Annotated in this window: 20 protein-coding genes; 3 read left to right on the forward strand and 17 right to left on the reverse strand. The window is 65.6% G+C overall.

What is annotated here, in order from left to right; all coding sequences use genetic code 11:
- Positions 1-187: 187 nt before the first annotated feature.
- From fabZ to IVB31_RS10230, 16 genes are all read right to left on the reverse strand, one after another.
- Positions 188-649, reverse strand: a complete 462-nt coding sequence (gene fabZ / locus IVB31_RS10155; protein WP_247321427.1) for a 3-hydroxyacyl-ACP dehydratase FabZ — start codon at positions 647-649, stop codon at positions 188-190.
- Positions 646-1,713 carry a UDP-3-O-(3-hydroxymyristoyl)glucosamine N-acyltransferase gene (gene lpxD / locus IVB31_RS10160; RefSeq protein ID WP_247321429.1) on the reverse strand — a complete coding sequence of 356 codons (1,068 nt, stop codon included), beginning with the start codon at positions 1,711-1,713 and terminating at the stop codon, positions 646-648. Before lpxD ends, fabZ begins: the two co-directional genes overlap by 4 nt.
- 137 nt (positions 1,714-1,850) lie before the next feature.
- A complete protein-coding gene (gene bamA / locus IVB31_RS10165) occupies positions 1,851-4,391 on the reverse strand; it encodes an outer membrane protein assembly factor BamA (protein ID WP_247321430.1) in 2,541 nt (846 codons plus the stop codon).
- A gap of 189 nt (positions 4,392-4,580) precedes the next feature.
- Positions 4,581-5,732, reverse strand: a complete 1,152-nt coding sequence (gene rseP, locus IVB31_RS10170) for an RIP metalloprotease RseP (protein WP_247321431.1) — start codon at positions 5,730-5,732, stop codon at positions 4,581-4,583.
- 44 nt (positions 5,733-5,776) lie between these two features.
- Positions 5,777-7,000 carry a 1-deoxy-D-xylulose-5-phosphate reductoisomerase gene (dxr, locus tag IVB31_RS10175; protein WP_247321432.1) on the reverse strand — a complete coding sequence of 408 codons (1,224 nt, stop codon included), beginning with the start codon at positions 6,998-7,000 and terminating at the stop codon, positions 5,777-5,779.
- A gap of 4 nt (positions 7,001-7,004) precedes the next feature.
- Positions 7,005-7,847 carry a phosphatidate cytidylyltransferase gene (locus tag IVB31_RS10180; RefSeq protein WP_247321433.1) on the reverse strand — a complete coding sequence of 281 codons (843 nt, stop codon included), beginning with the start codon at positions 7,845-7,847 and terminating at the stop codon, positions 7,005-7,007.
- On the reverse strand, positions 7,844-8,602 hold the full coding sequence (locus tag IVB31_RS10185) for an isoprenyl transferase (RefSeq protein ID WP_247321434.1): 759 nt from the start codon (positions 8,600-8,602) through the stop codon (positions 7,844-7,846). The genes IVB31_RS10180 and IVB31_RS10185 overlap by 4 nt, the downstream gene beginning before the upstream one ends.
- 9 nt (positions 8,603-8,611) lie before the next feature.
- The gene (gene frr, locus IVB31_RS10190; RefSeq protein WP_247321435.1) at positions 8,612-9,175 is read right to left on the reverse strand and encodes a ribosome recycling factor; all 564 of its coding nucleotides are present in this window, start codon (positions 9,173-9,175) and stop codon (positions 8,612-8,614) included.
- Positions 9,176-9,242: 67 nt separating this feature from the next.
- The gene (gene pyrH, locus IVB31_RS10195) at positions 9,243-9,959 is read right to left on the reverse strand and encodes a UMP kinase (protein WP_247321436.1); all 717 of its coding nucleotides are present in this window, start codon (positions 9,957-9,959) and stop codon (positions 9,243-9,245) included.
- Positions 9,960-10,019: 60 nt separating this feature from the next.
- Positions 10,020-10,943 carry a translation elongation factor Ts gene (gene tsf / locus IVB31_RS10200; RefSeq protein ID WP_247321437.1) on the reverse strand — a complete coding sequence of 308 codons (924 nt, stop codon included), beginning with the start codon at positions 10,941-10,943 and terminating at the stop codon, positions 10,020-10,022.
- 131 nt (positions 10,944-11,074) lie between these two features.
- Positions 11,075-12,067, reverse strand: coding sequence for a 30S ribosomal protein S2 (locus tag IVB31_RS10205; RefSeq protein ID WP_247321440.1), 993 nt, complete (start codon positions 12,065-12,067; stop codon positions 11,075-11,077).
- A 221-nt stretch (positions 12,068-12,288) separates the two neighbouring features.
- On the reverse strand, positions 12,289-14,799 hold the full coding sequence (locus IVB31_RS10210; RefSeq protein WP_247321442.1) for a caspase family protein: 2,511 nt from the start codon (positions 14,797-14,799) through the stop codon (positions 12,289-12,291).
- Between the two features lie 220 nt (positions 14,800-15,019).
- Positions 15,020-15,760 carry a carbonic anhydrase gene (locus IVB31_RS10215; RefSeq protein WP_247321444.1) on the reverse strand — a complete coding sequence of 247 codons (741 nt, stop codon included), beginning with the start codon at positions 15,758-15,760 and terminating at the stop codon, positions 15,020-15,022.
- A 52-nt stretch (positions 15,761-15,812) separates the two neighbouring features.
- Positions 15,813-16,340 (reverse strand): DUF2846 domain-containing protein, encoded by a 528-nt coding sequence (locus tag IVB31_RS10220; protein WP_247321446.1) that lies wholly within the window; start codon positions 16,338-16,340, stop codon positions 15,813-15,815.
- 91 nt (positions 16,341-16,431) lie between these two features.
- On the reverse strand, positions 16,432-19,935 hold the full coding sequence (gene dnaE, locus IVB31_RS10225; protein WP_247321449.1) for a DNA polymerase III subunit alpha: 3,504 nt from the start codon (positions 19,933-19,935) through the stop codon (positions 16,432-16,434).
- Between the two features lie 473 nt (positions 19,936-20,408).
- On the reverse strand, positions 20,409-21,128 hold the full coding sequence (locus IVB31_RS10230) for an outer membrane beta-barrel protein (RefSeq protein WP_247321451.1): 720 nt from the start codon (positions 21,126-21,128) through the stop codon (positions 20,409-20,411).
- A 252-nt stretch (positions 21,129-21,380) separates the two neighbouring features.
- Between IVB31_RS10230 and IVB31_RS10235 the strand changes: the two genes are divergently transcribed.
- The 3 genes from IVB31_RS10235 to IVB31_RS10245 all read left to right on the forward strand — a co-directional run bounded on the left by IVB31_RS10235 (position 21,381) and on the right by IVB31_RS10245 (position 23,412).
- Positions 21,381-21,698: a DUF3551 domain-containing protein gene (locus IVB31_RS10235; RefSeq protein ID WP_247321453.1), complete on the forward strand. Its 318-nt coding sequence runs from the start codon at positions 21,381-21,383 to the stop codon at positions 21,696-21,698.
- A 1-nt stretch (position 21,699) separates the two neighbouring features.
- Positions 21,700-21,948, forward strand: coding sequence for a DUF3551 domain-containing protein (locus tag IVB31_RS10240; RefSeq protein ID WP_247321455.1), 249 nt, complete (start codon positions 21,700-21,702; stop codon positions 21,946-21,948).
- A 144-nt stretch (positions 21,949-22,092) separates the two neighbouring features.
- Positions 22,093-23,412, forward strand: coding sequence for an MFS transporter (locus IVB31_RS10245; protein ID WP_247321457.1), 1,320 nt, complete (start codon positions 22,093-22,095; stop codon positions 23,410-23,412).
- Positions 23,413-23,447: 35 nt separating this feature from the next.
- On the opposite strand, the gene map is transcribed toward IVB31_RS10245, so the two are convergent.
- Positions 23,448-24,206, reverse strand: a complete 759-nt coding sequence (gene map / locus IVB31_RS10250; protein WP_247321459.1) for a type I methionyl aminopeptidase — start codon at positions 24,204-24,206, stop codon at positions 23,448-23,450.
- Between the last annotated feature and the right edge of the window lie 90 nt (positions 24,207-24,296).

Genomic DNA, 24,296 nt, shown 5'->3' on the forward strand with positions numbered 1-24,296 from the left:
TATGCCCGATCTGTCCAGTGACGTATCATATCGACCTGTTTCAAGTGCCGGATGAGGCGATCGCCTGGATGCATCAACGTCTTCATCCAGCGCTTCAGGATGCGCGAATGAATTGGGCCCGACGCGGCTCGCATCAGGCTTGGCCGAACCTGCGGGGCGAACGAGCCCGAACGGTGCAGTCCTTCGCTTAATCCGTCAGCATCGCCCCGACGTCGGCTTCGGCCACGACCTGGCCGTTGACCTTTGCGTCGCCGTGAAACCACCACATGGCCTTGCGGCGGCCGATCGAGCGCATGTGATATTCGATGGTATCGCCGGGCTGCACGGGCTTGCGGAATTTGCACTTGTCGATGGTGAGGAAATACACCGCACGCGGCTTCTCGGTGCCTTCGACCGACTTGATGCCGATCACACCTGCAGTCTGCGCCATTGCCTCGATCATCATGACGCCGGGATAGACCGGTCGATCGGGAAAGTGGCCCTGGAACTGCGGCTCGTTGAAGGTGACGTTCTTGATACCGATACCGCTGTAATCGGTGCGGATGTTGATCACGCGATCGATCAGCAGCATCGGAAAGCGGTGCGGCAGCGTTTGCAGGATCATGTTGATGTCCACAAGCTCGAACCTGACCGGTGCTTCGTCCGTCACTCCCGTTCCTCCTGCTTCGGATCGGCCTTGCTGTCGCGCGCCAAGCGCTCCACCGCCAAAATTTCCTTGAACCACTGCCTGGTCGGCTTGGCAAAAAACCCACCCCAGCGTCCGCCCGGGGGAACGTCGTCCTTGACGCCACTCATGGCAGTCACCTGAGCTCCGTCCCCGATCTTGACGTGGTTGTTGATGCCCACCTTCGCTCCGAGCGCCACGTTGTCGCCGAGGGTCAGGCTGCCCGCGAGGCCGATCTGGGCCGCCAGCAGGCAGTGCCGGCCGATGGTGACATTGTGGCCGATCTGGACCTGATTGTCGATTTTGGTCCCTTCTCCGATCACGGTGTCGCGCAAGGACCCGCGATCAATGGTGGTGCCGGCACCGACCTCCACATTGTTCTGGATCAGCACGCGGCCGGTCTGGGGCACCTTCAGATGGCCCTCGGGGCCGAAGAAGATGAAGCCGTAGCCGTCCTGGCCGATCGAGCAGCCGGGGTGGATCAGCACGTCGTTGCCGATCAGCGCGCACTGGATGGCCGTGCGGGCGCCGACATTGCAATCCCGGCCGATCTTGACGCCGGGGCCGATCACCGCGCCGGCGCCGATCACCGTGCCGCTGCCGATCTCCACGTCCGGGCCGATCACGGCCAGGGGATCGACGATCACGCCGTCCTCGAGCCGGGCCGTGGGGTCGATGACCGCCGACGGCGCGATGCCGTCATTGCCGACCCAGGATTGCGGCCGGAGCGCGTCGCCGTGCCACTCCCGCGCGATCCTGACGAAGGCGCGGAACGGCTGCGTCGCCCGCAGCACGGCCACATGCGCGGGCACCCGCGCCTCGAAACGCGGGCTCACCAGGCAGGCCCCGGCCCTGGTTGCCTTGAGCTCGTCGGCATATTTGAGATTGTCGAAGAACGTCAGATGCATCGGGCCCGCTTCGTCGAGCGAAGCAAGGCCCGTGATGATCTGGCCGCCCCTGGCGGGGTCGCCCAGCTCCGCCTTGGTCAGCGTGGCAATGTCGGCCAGCGCTGAGGCAGGTGGCTTTGTGAAGAAGGTCGGCTGCGCCATTCCACCCCGTCGCGGTCCGGCTTCGGCATGAAGCGGTCAGGCCGCATCATGCCTCATCTCATGAATTGAGCACGGGCTTTTTGGAATCCGGCCCTCGGAGAACTCCCGAGGAGCCGGATCATGCCCTGCTGATCGAATTAGAACGAGGTGCCGCCGCCGAACCGGAACTCTTGCGTGCGGTCATTCTTGCCCTTGGTGAGCGGCACGGCGTAGTCGAAGCGCAGCGGCCCGAACGGCGAGGCCCAGATCAGACCGACACCGACCGACGAGCGGACGACATTTCCGTTGTCATACACCAAGCCGGTACACGTTCCAGGCGTGGCGCTCGGGCGGATCGTCGATGGCGTACAGTTCGAGTTCTGGGGCGTGGTCAACTCGTTGGTCACAGTCCACGTCGTCGGGCCCTGATAATCATAGAGACCGCCGGCGTCGGCATAGACCGCGCCCTTCAAGCCCACTTCCTTCGGCAGGAACCAGAACGGCATCTGCAATTCGAGCGAAGCGCCCCAATATTTGGTGCCGCCAAGCGCGTCCTGCGTGCCGTAGGGATTCAAGTCACGCGGACCGATGCCGTTCGGAGCAAAGCCGCGGACCAGATTCGGACCCATCTGGAAGTGATCGAGCATGCGCAGATCGCTTCCCATCTTGTTCAGCATGCCGGACTGCAAATGGACGAGACCGACGATGTCCGAGACCAGCGGAGTGTAGTACTTCGCGTCGATGACGGACTTCAGGTAGGAGACGTCGCCGCCGACGCCGGCGAAGTCCTGCCGGAAGTCGACGAGAAGACCGTCGGTGGGGTTCTTGTTGTTGTCCAGCGTGTTGTAGGACAGCGTGTAGCCGAGCGCCGAGGTCAGCGTCTTGCCGTTCGCGAGTTCCTTGCGCACCGGCAGCGAGGCTTCGCCATCGCTGTAGCAGCCGAGACCGTTGGTCGAGCTCAGGTCGATCGCCGGCGTCTGCGACGCGGCAAAGGCCGGGCTCGGGTTGAAGGCCGACGAACCGAGGACGTTGTTACAGTTCGCCAGATAGTACGGCAGCGTGATTTCCTGCCGGTAGATCGAGTAGCGCACCTGCAGCGACAGATCTTCACGCAAGGAGAAACCGAGGCGCGGCGAGAAGCCGAGCGTCTTGGTGCCATACGAGATGTAGCTGTTGGACTTCTGCTCGCGTTGATAGAGGTCGAGGCCCAGCGCGACACGGTAGTCGAGCAGGTAGGGCTCGACGAAGGACAGCGAGTAGCCGCGGGCGTACTGGCCATAGGTCACCGACGCCTTGGCGAACAGGCCGCGACCGAGCAGGTTGCGCTCCGAGACCGAGACTTCGGCCAGCGCTCCGTCGGTCGTGGAGTAACCGCCCGAGACCGAGAAGTCGCCGGTCGACTTCTCTTCCATGTCGACGAGCAGGATCACGCGGTCGCTCGACGAGCCGGGCTCTGTCGTGATCTTCACGCTCTTGAAATAGTCGAGGTTCTTCAAGCGCCGCTCGGCACGGTCGACCAGCGCGCGGTTGTAGGCATCGCCCTCGGAGACGTCGAACTCGCGACGGATCACGTAGTCGCGCGTGCGGGTGTTGCCGCGCAGGTTGATGCGCTCGATATAGGTACGCGGGCCCTCATCGATGTTGAACACGACCGACACGGTGTGGGCTTCGAAGTTGCGGTCGCCGCCGGGACGGACCACGGCGAAGGCATAACCGCGGCGCGAGGCCTCGATCTGCATCTCCTCGACCGACTTCTCGACCGATTCGACGTTGTAGAGCGAGCCGACATTGACGCGCGAATAGCTGCGCATCGAGGAGGGATCGAAGTTCGGAATGCTGGAGCGGAAGTCGATCGCACCGACGCGGTATTGCGAGCCTTCCTCGATCTTGAAGGTGACGTTGAAGCCCTTCTTCTCCGGATCGTATTCGGTGAGCGCGGCCACGACCTGGACGTCGGCAAAACCGTTCTTGAGATAGAAGCGGCGGATCAGGTCGCGGTCGGCTTCGACGCGATCGGGATCGTAGATGTCGCTGCTGGCGAGAAAGCTCAGCAGGTTCGATTCGTGCGTCTTGATGACGTCGCGCAGGCGGTAGGACGAATACGCGTTGTTGCCGACGAACTCGATCGACTTGACGCCGGTCTTGGAGCCCTCCTCGACCGTGAAAATGAGGTCGACGCGGTTGTTCGGCTGCTCGATCACCTCAGGCGTGACGCGCACGTCGTAGCGGCCGGAACGCCGATAGATTTCGGCGATTCGCAGCGTGTCGGACTGCACCATGGCGCGGGAGAAGGTCCCGCGCGCCTTGGACTGGACCTCGCCCGTCAGCTGCTCGTCCTTGATCTTCTTGTTGCCCTCGAAGGCAATGCGGCCGATCACCGGGTTTTCCACCACGGAGACGACGATCTGGCCACCGGAGCCGCGGTTGATCCTGACGTCCTGGAACAGGCCGGTCTCGATCAACGCCTTGAGGCCGTCGTCGATGGCGCCTTGATCCAGGCGACCGCCCGGACCCGGCTTGAAATAGGAGCGGATCGTCTCCACCTCGACGCGTCGATTTCCTTCCACGGAAATCGACTGCACGGTCTGTGCGTGCGCCGACGAAGACACAAAAGCAGTCCCAACCGGGGCAACCACCGGCGCGCCGAACATGATCAGGGTTGCGAGCAAGCCCCCCCGGAGTCGCAGTCCAAACTTCATTGCGCAACGCGCCCTTATCATTTCCGTACCAGACCCAACCCCAACGCCGGTCTGGAGATTCCCCAAGTTGAGGCCGCTTGTAGCCAATTTCACCGACGCCGCAAACGGCCGAGCGCGCCGTAATTTCATTTTCATTCCAAGACGTTGCCCAAGAGCAACGCCAAGAGCAACGCCACAAAAAAGCCCCTATCAGGAAGCCGCCATCCGCAGGATATCGTTGTAGGTCGCAAACACCATCAACATCAGCACCAGACCAAGCCCGATTCGGAATCCCATCTCCTGAGTCCGCTCGGACAGGGGCCGGCCGCGGACGACCTCCGCCGCATAGAACATAAGATGACCGCCATCCAGCAGCGGGATCGGGAACAGGTTCAACAGGCCGATCGACACCGACAGTACCGCGCAAAGATTGATGACGAACTGGAACCCGGCGCTGGCCGCCTGCCCCGACATCTTCGCAATGCCGAGCACGCCGCTGACCTCGTTGGGATTGCCGTTGCCGACGAACAGCGAGCCCAGGAACTTGAAGGTGCTGGTGATGATGAACCAGACCTGCTCGACCCCGATCTTCAGCGCTTCGCCGACGCCGACCGGCGAAGTCGAGGCCTCACCGGCCTGGGATTTGTGCTCGACGCCGAGCACGCCGAGGCGGTGGCTGTTGCCGAACGGGTCCTTGCGCTCCAGCAGTGCCGGCGTCGCGGTCAGCGACACGATGGTGCCGTCCCGCTTGACCTGGAAGGCAAGCGCCGAACCGGCATTCATCGCAACGATTCGCTGCATGTCCGCAAAGCTCTCGATCGGCTTGCCGTCGATCTGGAAGACGACGTCGCCGATCTTGAAGCCGGCCGTAGCAGCAGCGCCGTCGGCGACGACGCCGTCGACGCGCGCGATCGTGCTCGGCTTGCCGTAATACAGCGCCATGCCGGCGAAGATCAGCGCGCCCAGGATGAAATTAGCGATCGGTCCGGCGGCGACGATGGCGGCGCGCGGGCCGACCTTCTTGTGATGGAAGCTGCCGGCGCGCTCCTCGGCCGTCATGGCCGCGAGCGTCTCGGACGACGGCGTCGATGCCTCACTCTCGTCGCCGAAGAACTTGACATAGCCGCCCAGCGGGATCGCCGAGATCTTCCAGCGGGTGCCATGGCGGTCGTTGAAACCGACCAGCTCAGGTCCGAAGCCGAGCGAAAAAGTTAACACGCGGACGCCCGCCCAGCGCGCGACCAGGAAATGGCCGAGCTCATGGAAGAACACCACGATCGTCAGGACGAACAGGAAGGGGACCGCGTAACCGAGGAGCCCATGGCTCAACGTATTGAAACTATGGACGAAAAAGTCGATCATCGAATTCCCTCATCCAGCGCCGCAAGGCCCTGGCCCCGAACCATCTAGGATGCCTTTAAGGCAATTTGAGGCAATAGGGCGGCAGCTCTATTTCGCGCAACATGGTCAACAGAGATTGCATCGTCGGCCGACGTCAGCGGGGCCTGGTTCCCGCTCCGGATCCAGTCGTCCAGGGTCGCCTCTACCAGCCGGGCAATCGCGCCGAACCGGATCTTGCCGGCGATAAAGGCGGCGACCGCGACCTCGTTGGCGGCGTTGTAGACGGTGGTCGCCCCCTTCCCGGTCCGGAGCGAATCGAAGGCCAGGCGCAGCCCGGGGAAGCGCTCGAAATCCGGTGCCTCGAAGGTCAACTGGCCGATCTTGGCCAGATCGAGCTTGGCCGCCGGACCCTTGATGCGGTCGGGCCAGCCGAGGCAATGCGCGATCGGCGTGCGCATGTCGGGCGTGCCGAGCTGGGCCATGACCGAGCGATCGGAAAACTCGACCATGCCGTGGATGATCGACTGCGGATGAACGAGGACGTCGATCTCGTCGGGCGTGAGGGCGAACAGATACGAGGCCTCGATCACCTCGAGCCCCTTGTTCATCATCGAGGCGGAATCGATCGTGATCTTCTGGCCCATGCTCCAGTTCGGATGCTTCAGGGCTTGCTCGAGGGTCGCCTGCTCGATGTCGGCAGGCTTCCAGGTCCGGAACGGGCCGCCGGAGGCCGTGATGATGACGCGGACGAGCTCGTCGCGATTGCCCGAGCCGAGCGCCTGGAACAGCGCGTTGTGCTCGGAATCGGCCGGCAGGATGCAGGCGCCCGCCTTCGCCGCGCGCTGCATGAAGAAATCGCCGGCGCAGACGAGGCATTCCTTGTTGGCGAGCGCGACATGCGCGCCGCGATCGACCGCGGCCAGCGCCGGCTTCAGTCCGGCGGCGCCGCTCACGGCGGCCATCACCCAATCGGCCGGACGCGCGCCGGCCTCGATCACCGCGCTTTCGCCGGCGCCGCATTCGGTGCTGGTGCCGGCCAGCGCAGCCTTGAGGTCGGTAAGCTTCGAGGTGTCGGCGATCGCGACGAAGCGCGCGGAAAACTCCTTCGCGAGCTTTGCCAGCGCTGCGACATTGCTGTTCGCCGTCAGCGCCTCGACGCGGTAGCGCTCGGGCGAGGCGCGCAGCAGATCCATCGTGCTGTCGCCGATCGAGCCGGTGGCGCCGAGAACCGTGACGCTGCGGACGGTCGACGCCGCAGCCTTGTTGTTACGCAATGGGACCGCGCTCATATCCTCACCAAACCATAAGACCGCTTCCGGCGCTATGCACACCGTGACGGAGAAAGCCGATAATCCATGCCACCAGGATGGCGGCGACAAAACCGTCCAGACGGTCCAACAGCCCGCCATGGCCGGGAATTAAGTGACTGGAATCCTTGACACCGAAGCGCCGCTTCACCGCGGATTCGAACAGATCGCCGCATGCCGATACCACCGACAGGATGCCGCTGACGAGCAGCAAAGGGACCATCTTTCCGAACCCGCTGGCGGCAAAGCCCGCCGCGACGGCAAGGCTGGCGGCAAAGCCGCCGACCGCTCCGGACCAGGTCTTCTTCGGGCTCACGCGCGGCCATAGCTTCGGTCCGCCGATGCCGCGGCCGGCGAAATAGCCGCCGATATCGGTCGCCCACACCACCAGCAGCACGAACGTCAGTGCCGCGAAGCCGTTCACGAGATCCTGCCGCAGCAGGATCGAGGCCAGCAGCGCCGCCGATGCATAGGCGAATCCGGCGGCCGCCCAGACGAACTTGCCCCGCGCGATCACCGTGACGATCGCACCGCCAATGAGGCCGGTGATGATTGCTGTCTTTAGCGCGCCAAAGGCGACGCAGGCTCCCATGCTGGCGATGACGATGGTCCCTGCCCCCGTCAGCGCGACCGATCCCGCGCCCACCACCATCAGCCATTCCGCGAAAAGACCGACCGATACCAGGGTGACGAGGAGCGCCCACAGCCAGCCGCCGGCGTAAGCCAGCGCAATGGCGAGCGGCGCCAGCACCAGCGCCGCGAGGATCCGCGTCAAGAGATTGCTCGGGGCAGGCTTCGAGCCCGCCGATGCGGCGTCGGGTTTGCTCACGAGGCGGTTTTCGCGACCAAGCCGCCGAAACGGCGCTCGCGCCTGGCAAATTCGGCGATCGCGCCTTCCAGGGCCGCCTTGTCGAAATCGGGCCAGTGAATCGGCACGAAGACGAGCTCGCTATAGGCGGCCTGCCACATCAGGAAATTGGACAGGCGCTGCTCGCCGCTGGTGCGGATGATGAGATCGGGGTCCGGAATGTCGGGCGCATCGAGATGGCCCCCGATCGCCTCGGCGTCGATCGTGCCAGGGTCGCGCTTGCCGTCCGCGACCTCGCGCGCGAGCTTCTGCGCCGCCTTCGCGATCTCCTGCCGCGAGCCGTAGTTGAAGGCGACGACGAGCGTGAGGCGCGTGTTGTCGCGCGTCAATTCCTCGGCCTCGTTGAGGAGTGCGCAGATGTCGCCTTCCAACCCGTCCCGCTCGCCGATGATGCGCACCTTGACGCCGTCGCGATGCAGGCTCGCCAGGTCGTTGCGGATGAAGCGGCGCAACAGGCCGAAGAGATCGCCGATCTCGCTCGCCGGGCGCGACCAGTTCTCGGAGCTGAAGGAGAAGATGGTGAGGTAGCGGATGCCGAGCTCGTGCGAGGCGCGAACCACGCGGCGCAGGGCTTCGACCCCGCGGCGATGGCCTTCGGCCCGCGGCAGGCCGCGCGCGGCCGCCCAACGCCCGTTGCCATCCATGATGATGGCAACATGCGCAGGCGCGTCGGACCGATCGGGTCCTTCCGTTGCGGGCGCGGGGGCATTGGACATGTGGCTGCCTTAGACGGTGAGGATTTCTTTTTCCTTGGCGGCCAGCAACTGGTCGATCTCGGAGATGGTACCGTCGGTCGCCTTCTGCACCTCGTCGGAGTGGCGCTTCTGGTCGTCTTCGGACATCTCGTGGTTCTTCTCGAGCTTCTTGAGGACGTCGAGACCATCGCGGCGGACATGGCGCGCGGCAACCTTGGCGGCTTCCGCATATTTGTGCGCGACCTTGACGAGCTCCTTGCGACGCTCCTCGTTGAGCTCGGGAATGCGCAGGCGCAGCACCTGGCCTTCCGTCGCGGGCGACAGGCCGAGATTGGAATCGACGATCGCCTTCTCCACCGCCTTGACCATCGACTTGTCCCAGACCTGCACCGAGATCAGGCGCGGCTCCGGCACGCTGACGGTAGCGAGCTGGTTCAGCGGCATGTGGGTGCCGTAGGCGTCGACCTGCACCGGGTCGAGCATCGAGGCGGAGGCGCGGCCGGTGCGCAGGCCGCCAAGCTCGTGCTTGAGCGACTGGATGGCGCCCTGCATGCGGCGCTTCACTTCGTTGAGGTCGAAATTACCCGTGGTCATCACGTTTCTCCTTCAAAATCCCGGCGACCTCCCCGCGCCCTACCCGAGAGGGCGCGACGACGGGCCGTCAGCCGGCGACGATGGTTCCGTGGCCGCCGCCACGCAGTACAGCGCCGATCAAACCCGGCTCTGCGATCGAGAACACGATGATAGGCAGCGACGTCTCACGGGCAAGCGCGAAGGCGGTCGCGTCCATCACCTTGTAGCCGCCCTCGATTGCCTGCGAATGCGTCAGACGGTCGAACCGCGTCGCCGTCGGATCCTTCTTCGGGTCGGCCGAGTAGACGCCGTCGACATTGGTCGCCTTCAGCACCGCCTCGGCGCCGATCTCGGCGGCACGCAGCACCGCGGTCGTGTCGGTGGTGAAGAACGGATTGCCGGTTCCGCCGCCGAGCAGCACGATCCGGCCTTCGGCGAGGTATTTGTGCGCCGCGGTGCGGGTGAATAGCTCGGAAATCTCGGGCATGACGAAGGCCGACAGCGTGCGCGCCGGCGTTCCCTTGCGCTCGATCGTCGCCTCCAGCGCGAGGCAGTTCATCATGGTGGCGAGCATGCCCATGGTGTCGCCGGTCGTCCGCGAGACGCCGCGGGAAGACACCTCGACGCCGCGCACGATGTTGCCGCCGCCGATCACGACCGCAACCTCGGTGCCGAGATGGCGGGCGGCGATCAGATCGTCCGCAACCCGGTCGAGGGTCGGCTGGTCGATGCCGAAACCCTGCTCTCCCGCGAGATATTCGCCGGACAGCTTGATCACGACGCGACGATAGACCGGATCAGTCATGAGCACTTTCCTTGTCCGGGCGCCGCTTCCGGCGGCACGCCGGAAGGAACATTCCGGCGCTTACTTCTTGCCGCTGGCCGCGGCGACCTCGGCCGCGAAGTCGCTTTCCTGCTTCTCGATTCCCTCACCGAGAGCATAGCGCACGAAGCCCGCGATCTTGATCGCGCCGCCGACCTTGCCCTCGGCTTCCTTCACCGCCTGCGCCACCGACTTGCCGGTGTCGTGGATGAAGGCCTGCTCGAGCAGGCAGACTTCCTTGTAGTAGGTCTTGAGGCCCGACTCGACGATCTTCTCGATCACGTTCTCGGGCTTGCCCTGCTGGCGATATTTGTCGGCGAGCACGTCCTTCTCGCGCTTGACGACCGCCGGATCGAGGCCGGACGGTTCGAGCGCCAGCGGGTTGGCGGCCGCAATATGCATCGCGATCTGGCGACCGAGCGTTGCGAGCTCGTCGGCCTTGCCCGGCGATTCCAGCGCCACGATCACGCCCATCTTGCCGGCGCCCTCGACGACGGCGCCGTGGACGTAGTTCGACACCACGCCCTGGGTCACTTCGAGCGAAGCCGCGCGGCGCAGCGTCATGTTCTCGCCGATGGTCGCGATCGCGTCATTGATCGCAGCCTCGATCGTGACGTCACCGACCTTGGCGGCCTTGATCTTCTCGACATCGGCGCCGACGTCGAATGCGACCTGGGCGATCATCTTGACGAGACCCTGGAACTGGCCGTTGCGCGCGACGAAATCGGTCTCGGAGTTGACCTCGACCACGACGCCCTTGGTGCCCTTGGTGAGCGCGCCGATCAGGCCCTCGGCCGCGACGCGGCCCGACTTCTTGGCGGCTTTCGACAGGCCCTTCTTGCGCAGCCAATCCTGCGCCGCTTCCATGTTGCCGTCGTTTTCAGTCAGCGCGGCCTTGCAGTCCATCATGCCTGCGCCGGTCGATTCGCGCAGCTCCTTGACCATCGCAGCGGTGATCGTTGCCATCGTTGAAGATCCTTTTTGCCTGCCGGTTCACCGCGGCGCGGCCCAATCGCCTCGCCGCGGTCCATCTCAGGAATTCGCGTCAACTGAAATGGTGGCCGGAGTTAATCCGGCCAACCCATCGCTCTTTTTGACTATTCCGCTTCCGCGGTCAGCGCCTTGGCCTTGGCCACCCAGGCATCGGCCCGGCTCGGCAGACCGACTTCTTCGCCGATCTTGTGCGCGGTGTCGTGATCGAGCTCGGCGAGCTGCCAGAAATGGAAGATGCCGAGGTCGTTGAACTTCTTCTCGATCGCACCCGACACGCCCGGGAGCTTCTTGAGGTCGTCGGAAGTGCCGCGCGGACCGGCGAGGCCCTGGAAGCCGCTCGTCGCGGCCGGCAGCTCTTCTGCGACCGGCCGAACCGAAGCGCCGACGTCGACGCCGGAATCGCCCTGGGCGCGCGAAATGCCGTCGATCGCCGCGCGCGCAATCAGATCGCAATAGAGCGCGATGGCGCGGCCGGCGTCGTCATTGCCCGGCACCACATAGGTGATGCCCTTCGGGTCCGAATTGGTGTCGACGATCGCGGCGACCGGGATGTTGAGCCGCTGGGCTTCCTGGATCGCGATGTCTTCCTTGTTGGTGTCGATCACGAAGATCAGGTCGGGCAGACCGCCCATGTCCTTGATGCCGCCGAGCGAGCGATCGAGCTTGTCGCGCTCACGCTGAAGCGTCAGGCGCTCCTTCTTGGTGTAGGAGGAGGCATCGCCGCCGGCGAGCACGTCGTCGAGGTGACGCAGGCGCTTGATCGAGCCCGAGATCGTCTTCCAGTTGGTTAGCGTGCCGCCGAGCCAGCGCGAATTGACGAAGTACTGCGCGCAACGCTTGGCAGCGTCGGCAACGCCGTCCTGCGCCTGGCGCTTGGTGCCGACGAACAGGATACGGCCGCCCTTGGCGACGGTGTCGCTGACCGCCTGCAAGGCGTTATGCAGCAACGGCACGGTCTGCGCGAGGTCGACGATGTGGATGTTGTTGCGAGCGCCGAAAATGAACGGGGCCATTTTCGGATTCCAGCGGTGAGACTGGTGACCAAAGTGCACGCCGGCTTCGAGGAGCTGACGCATAGTGAAATCGGGTAGTGCCATCGTTATAATTCTCCGGTTGGTTCCTCCGGAAGCGTGTGAGCAAAACGGAGCGTTGTCGCCCCGGCTGCCACCGGACGGCCTTGTGAGCCATGCTTCCGTGTGAGATGGCGCGGTGTATAGCGCGATTTCGGCCAGAAGCAAGGAAATAAGGGCCTTTCGGGGCGGCTTTCGCCCGCGAGAGGCCCCCTTCCGTCAAGGCCACGCTGCGCCCTAGCGCCTGACTAGCATCTAGGCTGGTTCGGCGGGCACTTCTTTGCCGCCGGCGGCGGGGCCGCGGGCCGCGGCGGAGGTGCTGCTGGGCGCGGGGGCGGTGGCGCGACGGCCATCCGGGGCGGCGGCGGTGGCGCCGGCCGGGCTACCGGCGGTGGCGGCGCGGGTCGGGCCATTGGCGGTGGCGCCGGCCGAGCGACCGCCACGGGCGGAGCCACCCGGGCAGGCGGCGGCGATGCGACACGCGGTGGAGGTGCCGGACGCGCCACGGCCGCCGGCGGCGGAGGTGTCGGTCTCGCCACGGCCTGAGGCCGCGGCGGCGGTGCCGACGGTCGGGCAGCCTGCGCGGGAGCAGCCGACGGCCGATTCTGCGGCCTGATAGGCTCCCGGGCGGCGGAGGGCGGCGGCGTCAACGGTCGTCCAGCTACGCCGGCAGGCGTCCCGGCGGCAGGCGGCGAACCAGCCGGCTCGCGGGTCGCGGACTTGCCATGATCCCCTTTGCCATGATCCCCCGGCCCACTCCCGGGCGCGGTCTGGGCGACCGGCGGCTTCGGCGGTTGGCCGGGCGCAGTGGGCGGGTTTGCCGTCGTGGGCGTAGCGGTTGCCGGCGCGGCAGCCGTTGGCGCACCAGGATGAGTCGGCAGCGTCGTGCCGGGGGCGGCAGTCGTCGGCGCCCCCGGATGCGTCGGCGGCGGCCCGCCGGGTGCAGTCGCTGTCGGCGGCGCGGGTCTGCCGCCCGGCAGTGGCCCTGCCCCTGCTGGCGGCACGGGCGGCCCGCCATGTGAACCAGGAACCGGGAGCGTGTTGGCCTGGGGCAGCTTGGTCGGTGGCGCAGCGATCGGCCCTGCCGTCGGCGCGACATTGGCCGGCGTCGTCGGAGGTATCCCTGGCCTTGCCATCGGCCGGATGGTCGCGCTTGGCGGTAGCGGCGCCTTGCCTTGCTGGATCAGGGCGGCGCGCTGCGTGGCGGCCTGCGGCAGGGCTGGCCCTGCGGGATTGGCGCGGCCGGCAATCGCCGGCGCCAGGTTGCCCGGTCCTCCGTCTCCTCCTCCTGCTCCGGCAGCCGGTGCCGGCGGCCGGTTGATCACCGTGTTGATGACCGTCGTATTATGGATGTTCGCGTAGATGATGTTGTTCGGCGGCGGCGCGACATAGATCGGCGGCCTGACGAACACCGGGATCGGCACGAACATCGGCTGCGGCAGTACAAACAGGCCGACCACGGGGAGCGGCGGCTCCAATACGACGAAGTCAGGAGGCGGCGGCGGCAGGTAATAGACCGGTGGCGGCGGTGGCGGCGCGAAGCCAAAATCGGGATCGCTGAAATACAGCACGGGACGATCGACATAGACCACCTCCTCCGGTGGCGGTGGCGGCACGTCGTAGTCGATCATCGCGAAGCTCGGCGGCGGCTCGGCCGGCGCGGTGAGGATCGCCAGCCGCCGGCGCGCGTCGGCCGCGTGCGGCCCGCGCGGATAGCGGCGCAGATACGACCAATAGGCTTCCGGCGAGTCGGTGCGATAAGTCCGCCGCCAGGTGATCGCCTCGCGGCGCGCAGCGACGATTGCCATCACGCGCTTGGAGAGCGGATCACCGGGATAGGCGGTGAGAAACTCTTCGTAGGCCGGCAGCGTGTCGCGCGTGAGCGCGGCGGCATAGGCATCCTGGACGCCGAGATCGCGAATCGGCTTGTTGCGGATCGCGGCAACCTGGTCGGGCGCGGCCTCCGGCGGCGGCGCATCGGGCCCGCGCTCGAAGAACGAGAATGGCGCCGAGATCTTCTGCTCGTTCCAGGGCACCTGCGCACCCTTGCTGGCCTCGTTGACGCGCAGGCGAACGCGATCGAACACTTCGGGCAGCGGCAGGCCGCCGGTGCGGATCATCTCCGCCAGCGACTGGGCGTAGATGCCATATGGCCCCGGCTCCTCCGGCGCCACCGTGCCGGGCGCGGCATTGAAGGCGATCAGCATGTTCGGATCGGGCTCGACCAGCGCGAGCCCGCTTGCGATCTGCTGGCCACCCTCGACGAAGGGCTGCGTCCGCGCGGCATCGAGCACGACGATGTTGGCCTTGAGCGGAATGGAAGCGAGCTGGCGCGCATAGTCGCTGATGCGCAGGCCTTCGGTCGGAATGTCGGTATCGCGGACGATATTTGAATCGACCGGGATGAAATAGTTCTCACCCGCAAGCTGCACGCCGTAGCCGGCGAGATAGATCATCGCGACGGTGCCGGGGCCGGAGGCCTGCGCCTTCTGGATGAAGTCGCGAAAACTCTTGCGCAGCGTGTCGCCGTCGAGATCGCGGGCGCCGACGACGTCGAAGCCCGCCGCCTGCAGCGTCTGTGCGATCAGGCCGGCATCGTTCGCGGTCGTCGCCAGCGGCGACTTGGCATAGGCGCCATTGCCGACCACGAGCGCGATGCGCTTTTCCTGCTGCTGCGCACGCGCCGAACCCGGCGCGCCCGCGGCGAGGACCGCGATCGGCAGGAGAAGGCAGATAAAGACTCTGAGCGTCCCACGCATGGCTTGCTTGCCCGCTTTTGTTTGTTGAGGTGCCGGCACCCATCAGACGCGCGGCCGGCTGAACGGCACTTGAACGAAAGGCCCGGATGACGAAAGGCTTGGATAACGAAAGGCTTTGGACAACGAAAGGCTTGGATTGAGGCGGCGGCGTGGCACCCGGTACTGGCGTCAGCCGTGCGCGCTTCGCGACTGCGAAGCCCCGCCAGGCTCAGCCGGGTTTTCAGGCCTGTCCGATCAGGTCGACCGTTCCGGTCGCGAGCCGGTAGATGCCGCCCACGACCTTCAGCTTGCCCTGCTCCACGGCCGCATTGAGGATTGGCGCCGCCGATTTCAGCTTCGCGACGTTGTCGATCACGTTCTGCCGAATCGCGTTGTCGAGCACCTCACCGCCCTTCTGCATCGCAGCCTTGGCGGCGGGCGCGATCGCATCGACCAGCGAGGGAATGTGTCCGGGGGGCTGCTTGTCGTCCTTGATCGCCTTCAGCGTCGCGTCGACAGCGCCGCAAGCGTCATGGCCGAGCACCAGGATCAGCGGCGCGTTGAGCACGGCCACTGCATATTCCATGCTGGCGATGGTTTCGGTGCCGGCGAAATTTCCGGCGACGCGGCAGACGAACAGATCGCCGCGGCCGGTGTCGAAGGCATATTCCGGCGCGATGCGCGAATCGGCACAGCTCAGCACGGCGGCGAACGGGTTCTGCCCGCCGGCCAGCGCCTCGCGCTCGTGCTTGAAATCGTGACGCCGCGACACGCCATCGACATAGCGCGCATTGCCCTCCACCAGGCGCTTCAACGATGCGTCGGGCGACAGCACGTTCTGCGGCTTGGGCGGCGCTTTCGTTTCCTTGGCCAGGACCCCCCCGCTCAAGATCATTCCCAGCGCGGCTCCACCCAAGCTCAGAAGCGATCTCCGCGACGTACCGTTCCGGATATCTCCGTCACGCGCACATCTTTCGCACATGCTTGCCTCCCGAGCTTGAGCAGTCGCGGCAATCGTGCCACGCGTCCTCATCTTACTCGATGCCTTGCAGCTCCGCGAGCTTCGTTCGTGCGGTCGCCTCGTCCAGCGCGACAAGCTCGGCCGGACCTGGATTCGCCTCTCCCGCCGTCGCAACGGAAACGACTGCGAGCCCAGCCAGGCCGCCGAGCACAGCTCCGCCCGTGGTGGCATCGTGCCGGGCACTGCTCTTGATGAGGTAAAAATGCGTTCGGCCCGCTTCCATTACGACCTCCCGTTTGGTGTCGCCGGGAAACATCAATTCGGTCACCAGTACTTCGTGGCGGCCGGCCGGCCGATCAGCATAGGCATATTTCCCGGCCAGAACCTTCCCGAGCGGCGCACCATCGAGCTGCACCTCGCAGGCGCAGAACGCCATGCTGAGGCCATTTCGCTTGTCCTGCAGCAGTACGATGCGCGCTTGCCCGGGGCGCGGAGGTCCGACCTTTTTGGACACGGACGCAAAATCGGTTCCGACCTGATCGCTGACGCACCCCGTCAGCATCGCGCCAACGACAAACAACAACGCGCCCCATCGCAGCATCACACGCCCCAGTCCATTCCCCGGGTGTATGCTAGCCAGAATCAGCGCAAGGTTGCAACAGTCTTGGTCATGATGTTCGCCAGACCGGTGGCTACAGCTGCTGCACGTCCACGACACCCGCCACCGCCTTGATGGCGCCGGCGATCTGCGGCGAGACCTTGAAGCGACCGGGCAGCTTCATCTCGACCTCGGTCTCGAGGTCGAGCATCATCACCAGCGAGACTTCGCCGTCGCCGTTGGAGCGCGGCGCGATTCCCGGGCTGCCGACCTTTGGCGTCGCGCCGTTCGACGTCGCCATGTCGGGTCCGGCCAGACGCTTGGCGATCGAGTCCAGCGGCTTGGTATCCCGCACGAAGATGCGCAACCCCTTCTGCGTCTTGGCCGCGGCGTCATCGAGCGGCTCGGCATGCAGCACGCGGGCGCGGACGTCCTCGCCCTGCAGCTCGGCACCAAGCTGGAGCAGCACGGCAGCGCCCGGCTCCAGCACGTCGCGATATTGCGCGAGGCCTTCGGAGAACAGCACCGCCTCAAAGTGGCCCGTGGGATCAGATAGCCCCATGATGCCCATTTTGTTGCCGGTCTTGGTGCGCCGCTCCATGCGCGACACCACGGTGGCCGCGACCTTGCCGGCGGTCGCCCCGGTCTTCACCGCGCGCGAGAATTCCGCCCAGCTCTGAACGCGCAGCCGCTTCAGCACGGTGGCGTAATCGTCGAGCGGATGGCCGGACAGGAAGAAGCCGATAGCGTCATATTCGCGGCGCAGCCGCTCGGCCGGCAGCCACGGCTCGATCTGCGGCAGCATGATGGTCGGCGCATCGGCCGAGCTGCCGAACATGTCGTTCTGGCCAATAGTCTCGGCCTGATGCGTGCGCTGACAGGCGGCCAGGATCGAATCCGCGCCGGCGAAGACCCGGGCCCGGTTCGGCTCCAGCGTGTCGAAGGCGCCGGCAGCGGCGAGACTTTCGATGATGCGCTTGTTGATCGCGCGCGGATTGACCCGCGCTGCGAAGTCGGCGAGCGAGGTGAACAGGCCGCGTTTGGCGCGCTCCTCGATGATCTGGTCGATCGCCTGGATGCCGACGCCCTTGAGGGCTGCGAGCGCGTAATAGATCGTCTTGTCGCCGACCTCGAAGGTCGCGCTGGAGCGGTTGATGTTCGGCGGCTCGACCTTGATGCCGAGGCGCTGCGCCTCGGAGCGGAATTCGGAGAGCTTGTCCGTGTTGTTGAGATCGAGCGTCATCGACGCCGCGATGAACTCCACCGGGTAATGCGCCTTCATGTAGGCGGTGTGATAAGACACCAGCGCATAGGCCGCCGCGTGGCTCTTGTTGAAGCCGTAGTCGGCGAATTTCGCCAGCAGCTCGAAGATGGTGTCGGCCTGCCCCTTCGGCACGCCGTTCTTCACCGCGCCCGCGACGAAGATCTCGCGCTGCTTCTCCATCTCGGCGCGGATCTTCTTGCCCATGGCGCGGCGCAGCAGGTCGGCGTCGCCGAGCGAATAGCCCGACATCACCTGCGCGATCTGCATCACCTGTTCCTGGTAGATGATGACGCCGAAGGTCTCTTTGAGAATCGGCTCCAGCACGGGATGCAGATATTCCGGCTCCTCGTCGCCGTGCTTGCGCGCGCAATAGGTCGGGATGTTCGCCATCGGGCCCGGTCGATAAAGCGCGACCAGCGCGATGATGTCCTCGAAACGGTCGGGGCGCATGTCGACCAGCGCGCGCCGCATGCCCTGGCTTTCAACCTGGAACACGCCGACCACCTCGCCGCGCGCCAGCATCTGGTAGCTTTCGGCATCGTCGATTGGCAGCGTGGCGAGATCGACATGAACGTCGCGCGGCTTGAGCAGCTTGATGGCGACATCGAGCACGGTCAGCGTCTTGAGGCCGAGGAAGTCGAACTTCACGAGGCCCGCGGGTTCGACCCATTTCATGTTGAACTGGGTCACCGGCATGTCGGATTTGGGATCGCGGTAGAGCGGCACGAGCTCGCTCAAGGGACGATCGCCGATCACGATGCCGGCGGCATGTGTCGAGGCGTGGCGGGTCAGGCCCTCGAGACGCTGGGCGATGTCGAAGGCCCGCGCCACCACCGGGTCTTCATCGCGGAACGCCTGAAGCTTCGGCTCGCTCTCGATCGCGGCGGCCAGCGTCACCGGCGCGGCCGGATTCTGCGGCACCAGTTTTGTGAGTTTGTCGACCTGGCCGTACGGCATCTGCAGCACGCGGCCGACGTCGCGGAGCACGCCGCGCGCCTGCAGCGTACCGAAGGTGATGATCTGCGCCACCTGGTCGCGGCCGTAGCGCTGCTGCACGTACTGGATCACCTCGCCGCGGCGGTCCTGGCAGAAATCGATGTCGAAGTCCGGCATCGAGACGCGTTCCGGATTGAGGAAGCGCTCGAACAGCAGGCCGAACTTGATCGGGTCGAGATCGGTGATGGTCAGCGCCCAGGCGACCAGCGAGCCTGCGCCGGAGCCGCGGCCCGGCCCGACCGGAATGCCCTGACCTTTGGCCCATTTGATGAAGTCGGCCACGATCAGGAAGTAGCCCGCGTATTTCATGCGCATGATGACGTCGAGCTCGAACGCCAGGCGCTTGCTGTAGTCCTCTTCAATCGTGCCCAGCGACAGGCCATGCACTTGCAGCCGGTTGGCGAGCCCCTCTTCCGCCTGCCGCTTCAATTCGGCCGCCTCGACCGCGGCGGCGTCGGAGCTTGCGGCAGCACCGACCGTGAAGAACGGCAGGATCGGCTTGCGCGTCATCGGGCGGAACGAGCAGCGCTCGGCGATCTCCACCGTCGAGGCGAGAGCCTCCGGAATGTCGGCGAACAACAGCGCCATCTCGGCGCGGGTCTTGAAGCGGTGATCGGGCGTCAGCTGCTCGCGCTCGGTCTCCGCGATCAGCCGCCCGCCGGCGATGCAGAGCAGCGCGTCATGCGCTTCGTAATCGTCGGTCGCTGCGAAATACGGCTCGTTGGTCGCGACCAGCGGCAGGCCCTTGGCGTAGGCGATGTCGATCAGGCCGCTTTCGACCCTCCGCTCCTTCTCGGTGTTGTGGCGCTGCAATTCGATGTAGAGGCGGTCGCCGAACAGACTGGCCAGACGCTCGCAGCGCGCGGCCGCGAGCTCGGCATAACCGCCGGCAAGCGCCAGCGAGATCGGCCCGTCCGGACCGCCCGTCAGCGCGATCAGGCCTTCGGTCTCTCCCTCGAGCCAGTCGAATTTGATGTGGGGAGCATGGGTGTCGGGCGTCTCCAGGAACGCGCGCGAGTTCAGCCGCATCAGGCTGCGATAGCCGCGCTCCTGGGCAGCCAGCAGCACCACGCGCGAGGGCAGAAGCGCGTTGCGCGCGTTGGGATCCTGGTCGCCGAAATCGATCGCCAGCTCGCAGCCGACGATTGGCTGGATGCCGGAGCCCGCCATCTTGTCGGAGAACTCCAGCGCACCGAACATGTTGTCGGTGTCGGTCAGCGCCAAGGCCGGCTGATGATCTTTCTTCGCAAGCTCGGCGAGCTTGGCGATCTTGATCGAGCCCTTGAGCAGCGAATAGGCCGAGTGAACGTGAAGGTGGACAAATCCGGCGCTCGGCATGGTCGCGTGACGGCCTCTTGCAGATGAGATGGAGCGGTCGCCGGCACCAAGGGATCATGAGAGCATCCCTGCACTCGCCCGGCCGACTCGCCTCGCAATGGTGAGGTCTCGCCGCCCCAGAGTCCACGCCGGAACGGCCGATCGGCCGCGTCGTCCCGCTTTTCCCCAACCAAGCCTGCCCAGCCCTAGGCTTAGAGTTGCGGTATGACTTGGGCCCAGATCGCGATCATCCCGACGAACAGCGCGATTGAGGCCAGCGCGGCGGCTTCTTCGACGAAAATCCTGAACATGGCTTGCTCCATGGTGAGAACGTATGAGGAACATTGTTCTCATTTCGTTCTCGGGAGTCAAGCCACCTCGATCCTCTCCAAACGGAATGGTTAACCCGCTGAATTCGGACAGAAAAAAGCCCCGGCCGATGGCCGGGGCTTTCGCCAACCGCTCAGGTCGAGCGATCAATGGCAGTTCTTGGCTCAGTACCGGCCGAGCATCGGGCCGCCGAACTTGTAGTTCAGGCGGACGAGGCCCATGTCGACGTCCTGCTTGATGCTGTCGGTCTTCAGGCCCGCGAAGGTGACGTCCTTGTCGGACAGGAAGATGTGGTTGTATTCCACGCCCACCGACCAGTTCGGCGCGAAGCCGAACTCGAGGCCGGCGCCGACCGTGCCGCCCCAGCGGGTGTCGCTGTTCGACGCGAGGAGACCGCCAGTCGCCGTGCTGAAGACCTCGTTCTTGACGCCGACGACGGCCGCACCGCCCTTGGCGTACACGAGCACGTTGTTCCAGGCGTAACCAACCTGACCGGTGATCAGACCAAACGAGTCGATCTTGGTGCGGTTGCGCTGAGCGAGCAGCGCGCTGACGTTGTCACCCGTGAAGTCGGCCCAGTTGCCCTGGCCTTCCACGCCGAACACCCACTGGCCCGACTGCATGCGATAGCCGATCTGGCCGCCAACCGTGCCGCCGGTCGCGTCGTGCGAACCCTCGCGGCCAACGGCAGCGAGATCCCAGGTCGCATGCGACGAAGCGCCGCCGCCGTTGATGCCGATATAGAAGCCGCTCCAGTCATAGATCGCGGCAACCATCGCCGGCGCCTTGGTGTAAGGCCGCGCAGCGAGGTCAGCAGCCACCGCCGGCGCAGCCGCGCCGAGCGCGATGAGGCTCACGGCAGCAAGCAACAAATTCTTTTTCATTTGAGTCCCGTTCCAGTTTCGTCGTTAGGCCCCCGGGCCGTGGCGTCGTCATAACAGCGATCGACGGAATTGCTGTAACCTTGACGCAACAGTCCGCTTCAAAGGCCCGCCTTTCATTAATGAACGTTTAGCTGCGCGCGCTGGAAACCCTTTGAAACAAGTGTTTTCACGAGTTCCAATGTCGAGTACACGACTTACAGCGCGTGCGCGCGTAACAACGTCGCGCGCACATTCGCGTGATGGAGAATTGAAATGTGCAGACGAATTGCTCTCCCCATTGTCGCCATATTCTCGCTCGCGCTCGCCACATTTGCGCTTGCGCCCGGCGCAAGCACGCCGGCGCGTGCGTTCGGCACGCACCATGCCTTCTGCCTCACCGGCGATGAATGGCCGGGGCTGAGCAATTGGACGTTCGACACCTACGCGCAGTGTCAGGCGAGCTCGTCGGGCCGCGCGCTCACCTGTATCGCGAACCCGTATTTCGCAGGCCAGAGCGATGATCCCTATGCGTATCAGAACAGGCCGCGCGCGCAGACGCCCGGTTATCCGCCGGGCTATGTCCTGCGCTGAGATGCGCAGCGCCCGTCTCGCGCTCGCCACGATCGGCTTGCTGCTCGCGGGCGCGCCTGCGCACGCGCAGACCTACGATCCGAGCTATCCGGTCTGCATGCAGATCTACGGCCAAGTCGGCTATTTCGACTGCCGCTACGCCTCGCTCGAGCAATGCAGATATTTGGCCGTCGGCCGGTCGGCGTCGTGCGTGGCGAACCCGTATTTTGCGCGGAAGGAGCCCCCTCACCGCGGAAGGCGCCTCAATTAAATCGGGACGCTGATATGCGGCCCGCCAGCGTCGAGCTTCCGGTGTTGACGGCGACCGATCCGGGTTTAAGTACGACAGACAAATCTTGCAGGGGTGGCGACGTTCGCTGGGCTGGTTCCCGTTGACGCCACCATTGCAGGACACATGACGACATCGCAGCAAGCGCCCTCGCCCCGCGCGACCGCAGCCTCCGCGTCCCCCCATCTCGCCATCGTCCTGTTCTCGCTCGCGATGGGCGGGTTTGCGATCGGGACCACCGAATTCGCATCGATGAGCCTGTTGCCGTTTTTCGCCGCCGACCTCGGGGTTGACGAGCCGACCGCGGGACACGCGATCAGCGCCTATGCGCTCGGCGTCGTGCTGGGCGCACCGCTGATCACCGTGCTTGGCGCGCGGTTGGCGCGGCGCGCGCAGCTATTGGCGCTGATGACCGTGTTTGCGCTCGGCAACGCCCTCACCGCGCTGGCGCCAGGCTTTGGCTGGATGATCGCGGCCCGTTTTCTCGCGGGATTGCCGCATGGCGCCTATTTCGGCATCGCCGCGCTGGTTGCAGCCTCGCTGGTTCCTCAACATCGCCGCTCGCAGGCGATCGGCCAGGTGATGCTCGGCTTGACCGGCGCCACCATCATCGGCGTGCCCCTGGCCAATCTGATCGGGCAGGCCGCCGGCTGGCGCGCGAGCTTCGGCCTCGTATCGCTGCTGGCACTGCTCACGGTGCTGCTGTGCGCCCTGTTCGCGCCGCGCGACCAGGCAGGCCAGTCCGATCCGCTGCGCGAACTCGGCGCGCTGCGAAGCGGCCGCGTCTGGATCACGCTGGCGATCGGCGCCGTCGGCTTCGGCGGCATGTTCGCCGTCTACACCTATCTGGCGACGACGCTGATCGAGGTCACCAAGGTCAGCCCCGCGGTCATTCCGTTCTTCCTGGCCGTGTTCGGCATCGGCGCCACGCTCGGCAATCTGTTCGTGCCGCGCTTCGCGGACCGCGCACTGATGCCCACGGCAGGCGTCATCCTGTTGTTCTCAGCGGTCGCGCTGCTGGTCTTTCCGCTTGCCGCAGGCAATCCCTGGGCGCTGGCGGCGGACATCTTCGCGATCGGCGCCAGCGTCTCGCTCGGCGCCATTCTCCAGACGCGGCTGATGGACGTCGCGGGAGACGCGCAGGCGCTCGCCGCCGCATTGAACCATTCGGCGTTCAACACCGCCAATGCGCTCGGCCCGTTCCTCGGCGGGCTCGCCATTCGCGAGGGGCTGGGGTGGACCTCCACGGGTCCCGTCGGCGCCGCGCTGGCGGTTCTCGGTTTCCTGATCTGGATCGTCGCCTATCGCGACACCGGATTCGCGCCGGCCGCGGTCAGCTCAGGAAGCAAGGCGGCTCCGCCGGAAAATCCGCCGGCGAGACCGGCGCCGCCGCTCGCGCCCGATGGTCGAAGCCGTTCGGATGCCGCCAGAGATCCGGTGGCGTGAGGCGGTTCTCGCCGGACGAAGCAGGGGGCCCTGACTCAGAGTCCTGAACCGGCCAGTGTCACGATCACAGGTCCGCCTCGGGTTGCGATCACGGTGTGTTCGTATTGAACGGTCGGCGCTTCGGGGCTGCTGTAGAGCGTCCACGGATCATCGCCATCCTGTGCCCACTCTGCGCCCAGGGACAGGAAAGGCTCGACCGTGAACACGAGGCCCTCACTCATGACGCGGCGTTCGGAGCGATCGGGCCATGTTGCGATCTCCGTCGGCTCCTCGTGGAGCGACAGGCCGACACCGTGACTGGCAAGGTTCCTGACCAGGCTGTAGCCGTTCTTCCGCGCAAAGGTCCCGATCGCCTGACCGATGCCGGCAATCGGTTTGCCGGCTCCGACCTGCCGCAGGCCCGTCCACATCGCCCGCCTCCCGTCCCTGCAAAGACGTTCGACCGCACGGGTCACGGGTGGAACGGCGAACGAGGCTCCCGTATCCGCAAAGAAGCCGTTCTTCTCCGCTGACACGTCGATGTTGACGAGGTCGCCGCGCGCGATCCGTCGCTCACCCGGGATGCCATGGGCGATCTCCTCGTTGACGCTGATGCAGGTCGCCCCGGGAAAGTCGTAGGCCAGCTCGGGAGCCGAACGCGCGCCGGCAGCATCCAGGAGTGTTCGCCCGATCTGGTCGAGCTCGGAGGTGGTCATGCCCGGCTCGAGCGCCTTCCCCATGGCCTCCAGGGTAATGGCGACGATGCGCCCAATCTCTTTCAGGCGGGTGAGGTCGTTGTCGTCAGAGATTGTCATGCCAGGGCTCGTTCCGAAAGCCGGGGCATAGCGCTTGTAAAGGCGGCTTGCAAACCGGAGCTTGAACGCTCGCGGGCGCGAACTGAAGCC

The organism is Bradyrhizobium sp. 21, from assembly GCF_023073335.1.
GTDB lineage: Bacteria > Pseudomonadota > Alphaproteobacteria > Rhizobiales > Xanthobacteraceae > Bradyrhizobium.

Bases quoted from the DNA above. Each gene is read 5' to 3' on its own strand.
- lpxD (WP_247321429.1), bottom strand. From the start codon at position 1,713: ATGGCGCAGCCGACCTTCTTCACAAAGCCACCTGCCTCAGCGCTGGCC.
- bamA (WP_247321430.1), bottom strand. From the start codon at position 4,391: ATGAAGTTTGGACTGCGACTCCGGGGGGGCTTGCTCGCAACCCTGATC.
- rseP (WP_247321431.1), bottom strand. From the start codon at position 5,732: ATGATCGACTTTTTCGTCCATAGTTTCAATACGTTGAGCCATGGGCTC.
- dxr (WP_247321432.1), bottom strand. From the start codon at position 7,000: ATGAGCGCGGTCCCATTGCGTAACAACAAGGCTGCGGCGTCGACCGTC.
- IVB31_RS10185 (WP_247321434.1), bottom strand. From the start codon at position 8,602: ATGTCCAATGCCCCCGCGCCCGCAACGGAAGGACCCGATCGGTCCGAC.
- frr (WP_247321435.1), bottom strand. From the start codon at position 9,175: ATGACCACGGGTAATTTCGACCTCAACGAAGTGAAGCGCCGCATGCAG.
- pyrH (WP_247321436.1), bottom strand. From the start codon at position 9,959: ATGACTGATCCGGTCTATCGTCGCGTCGTGATCAAGCTGTCCGGCGAA.
- tsf (WP_247321437.1), bottom strand. From the start codon at position 10,943: ATGGCAACGATCACCGCTGCGATGGTCAAGGAGCTGCGCGAATCGACC.
- IVB31_RS10205 (WP_247321440.1), bottom strand. From the start codon at position 12,067: ATGGCACTACCCGATTTCACTATGCGTCAGCTCCTCGAAGCCGGCGTG.
- IVB31_RS10210 (WP_247321442.1), bottom strand. From the start codon at position 14,799: ATGCGTGGGACGCTCAGAGTCTTTATCTGCCTTCTCCTGCCGATCGCG.
- IVB31_RS10215 (WP_247321444.1), bottom strand. From the start codon at position 15,760: ATGTGCGAAAGATGTGCGCGTGACGGAGATATCCGGAACGGTACGTCG.
- IVB31_RS10220 (WP_247321446.1), bottom strand. From the start codon at position 16,340: ATGCTGCGATGGGGCGCGTTGTTGTTTGTCGTTGGCGCGATGCTGACG.
- dnaE (WP_247321449.1), bottom strand. From the start codon at position 19,935: ATGCCGAGCGCCGGATTTGTCCACCTTCACGTTCACTCGGCCTATTCG.
- IVB31_RS10230 (WP_247321451.1), bottom strand. From the start codon at position 21,128: ATGAAAAAGAATTTGTTGCTTGCTGCCGTGAGCCTCATCGCGCTCGGC.
- IVB31_RS10235 (WP_247321453.1), top strand. From the start codon at position 21,381: ATGTGCAGACGAATTGCTCTCCCCATTGTCGCCATATTCTCGCTCGCG.
- IVB31_RS10240 (WP_247321455.1), top strand. From the start codon at position 21,700: ATGCGCAGCGCCCGTCTCGCGCTCGCCACGATCGGCTTGCTGCTCGCG.
- IVB31_RS10245 (WP_247321457.1), top strand. From the start codon at position 22,093: ATGACGACATCGCAGCAAGCGCCCTCGCCCCGCGCGACCGCAGCCTCC.
- map (WP_247321459.1), bottom strand. From the start codon at position 24,206: ATGACAATCTCTGACGACAACGACCTCACCCGCCTGAAAGAGATTGGG.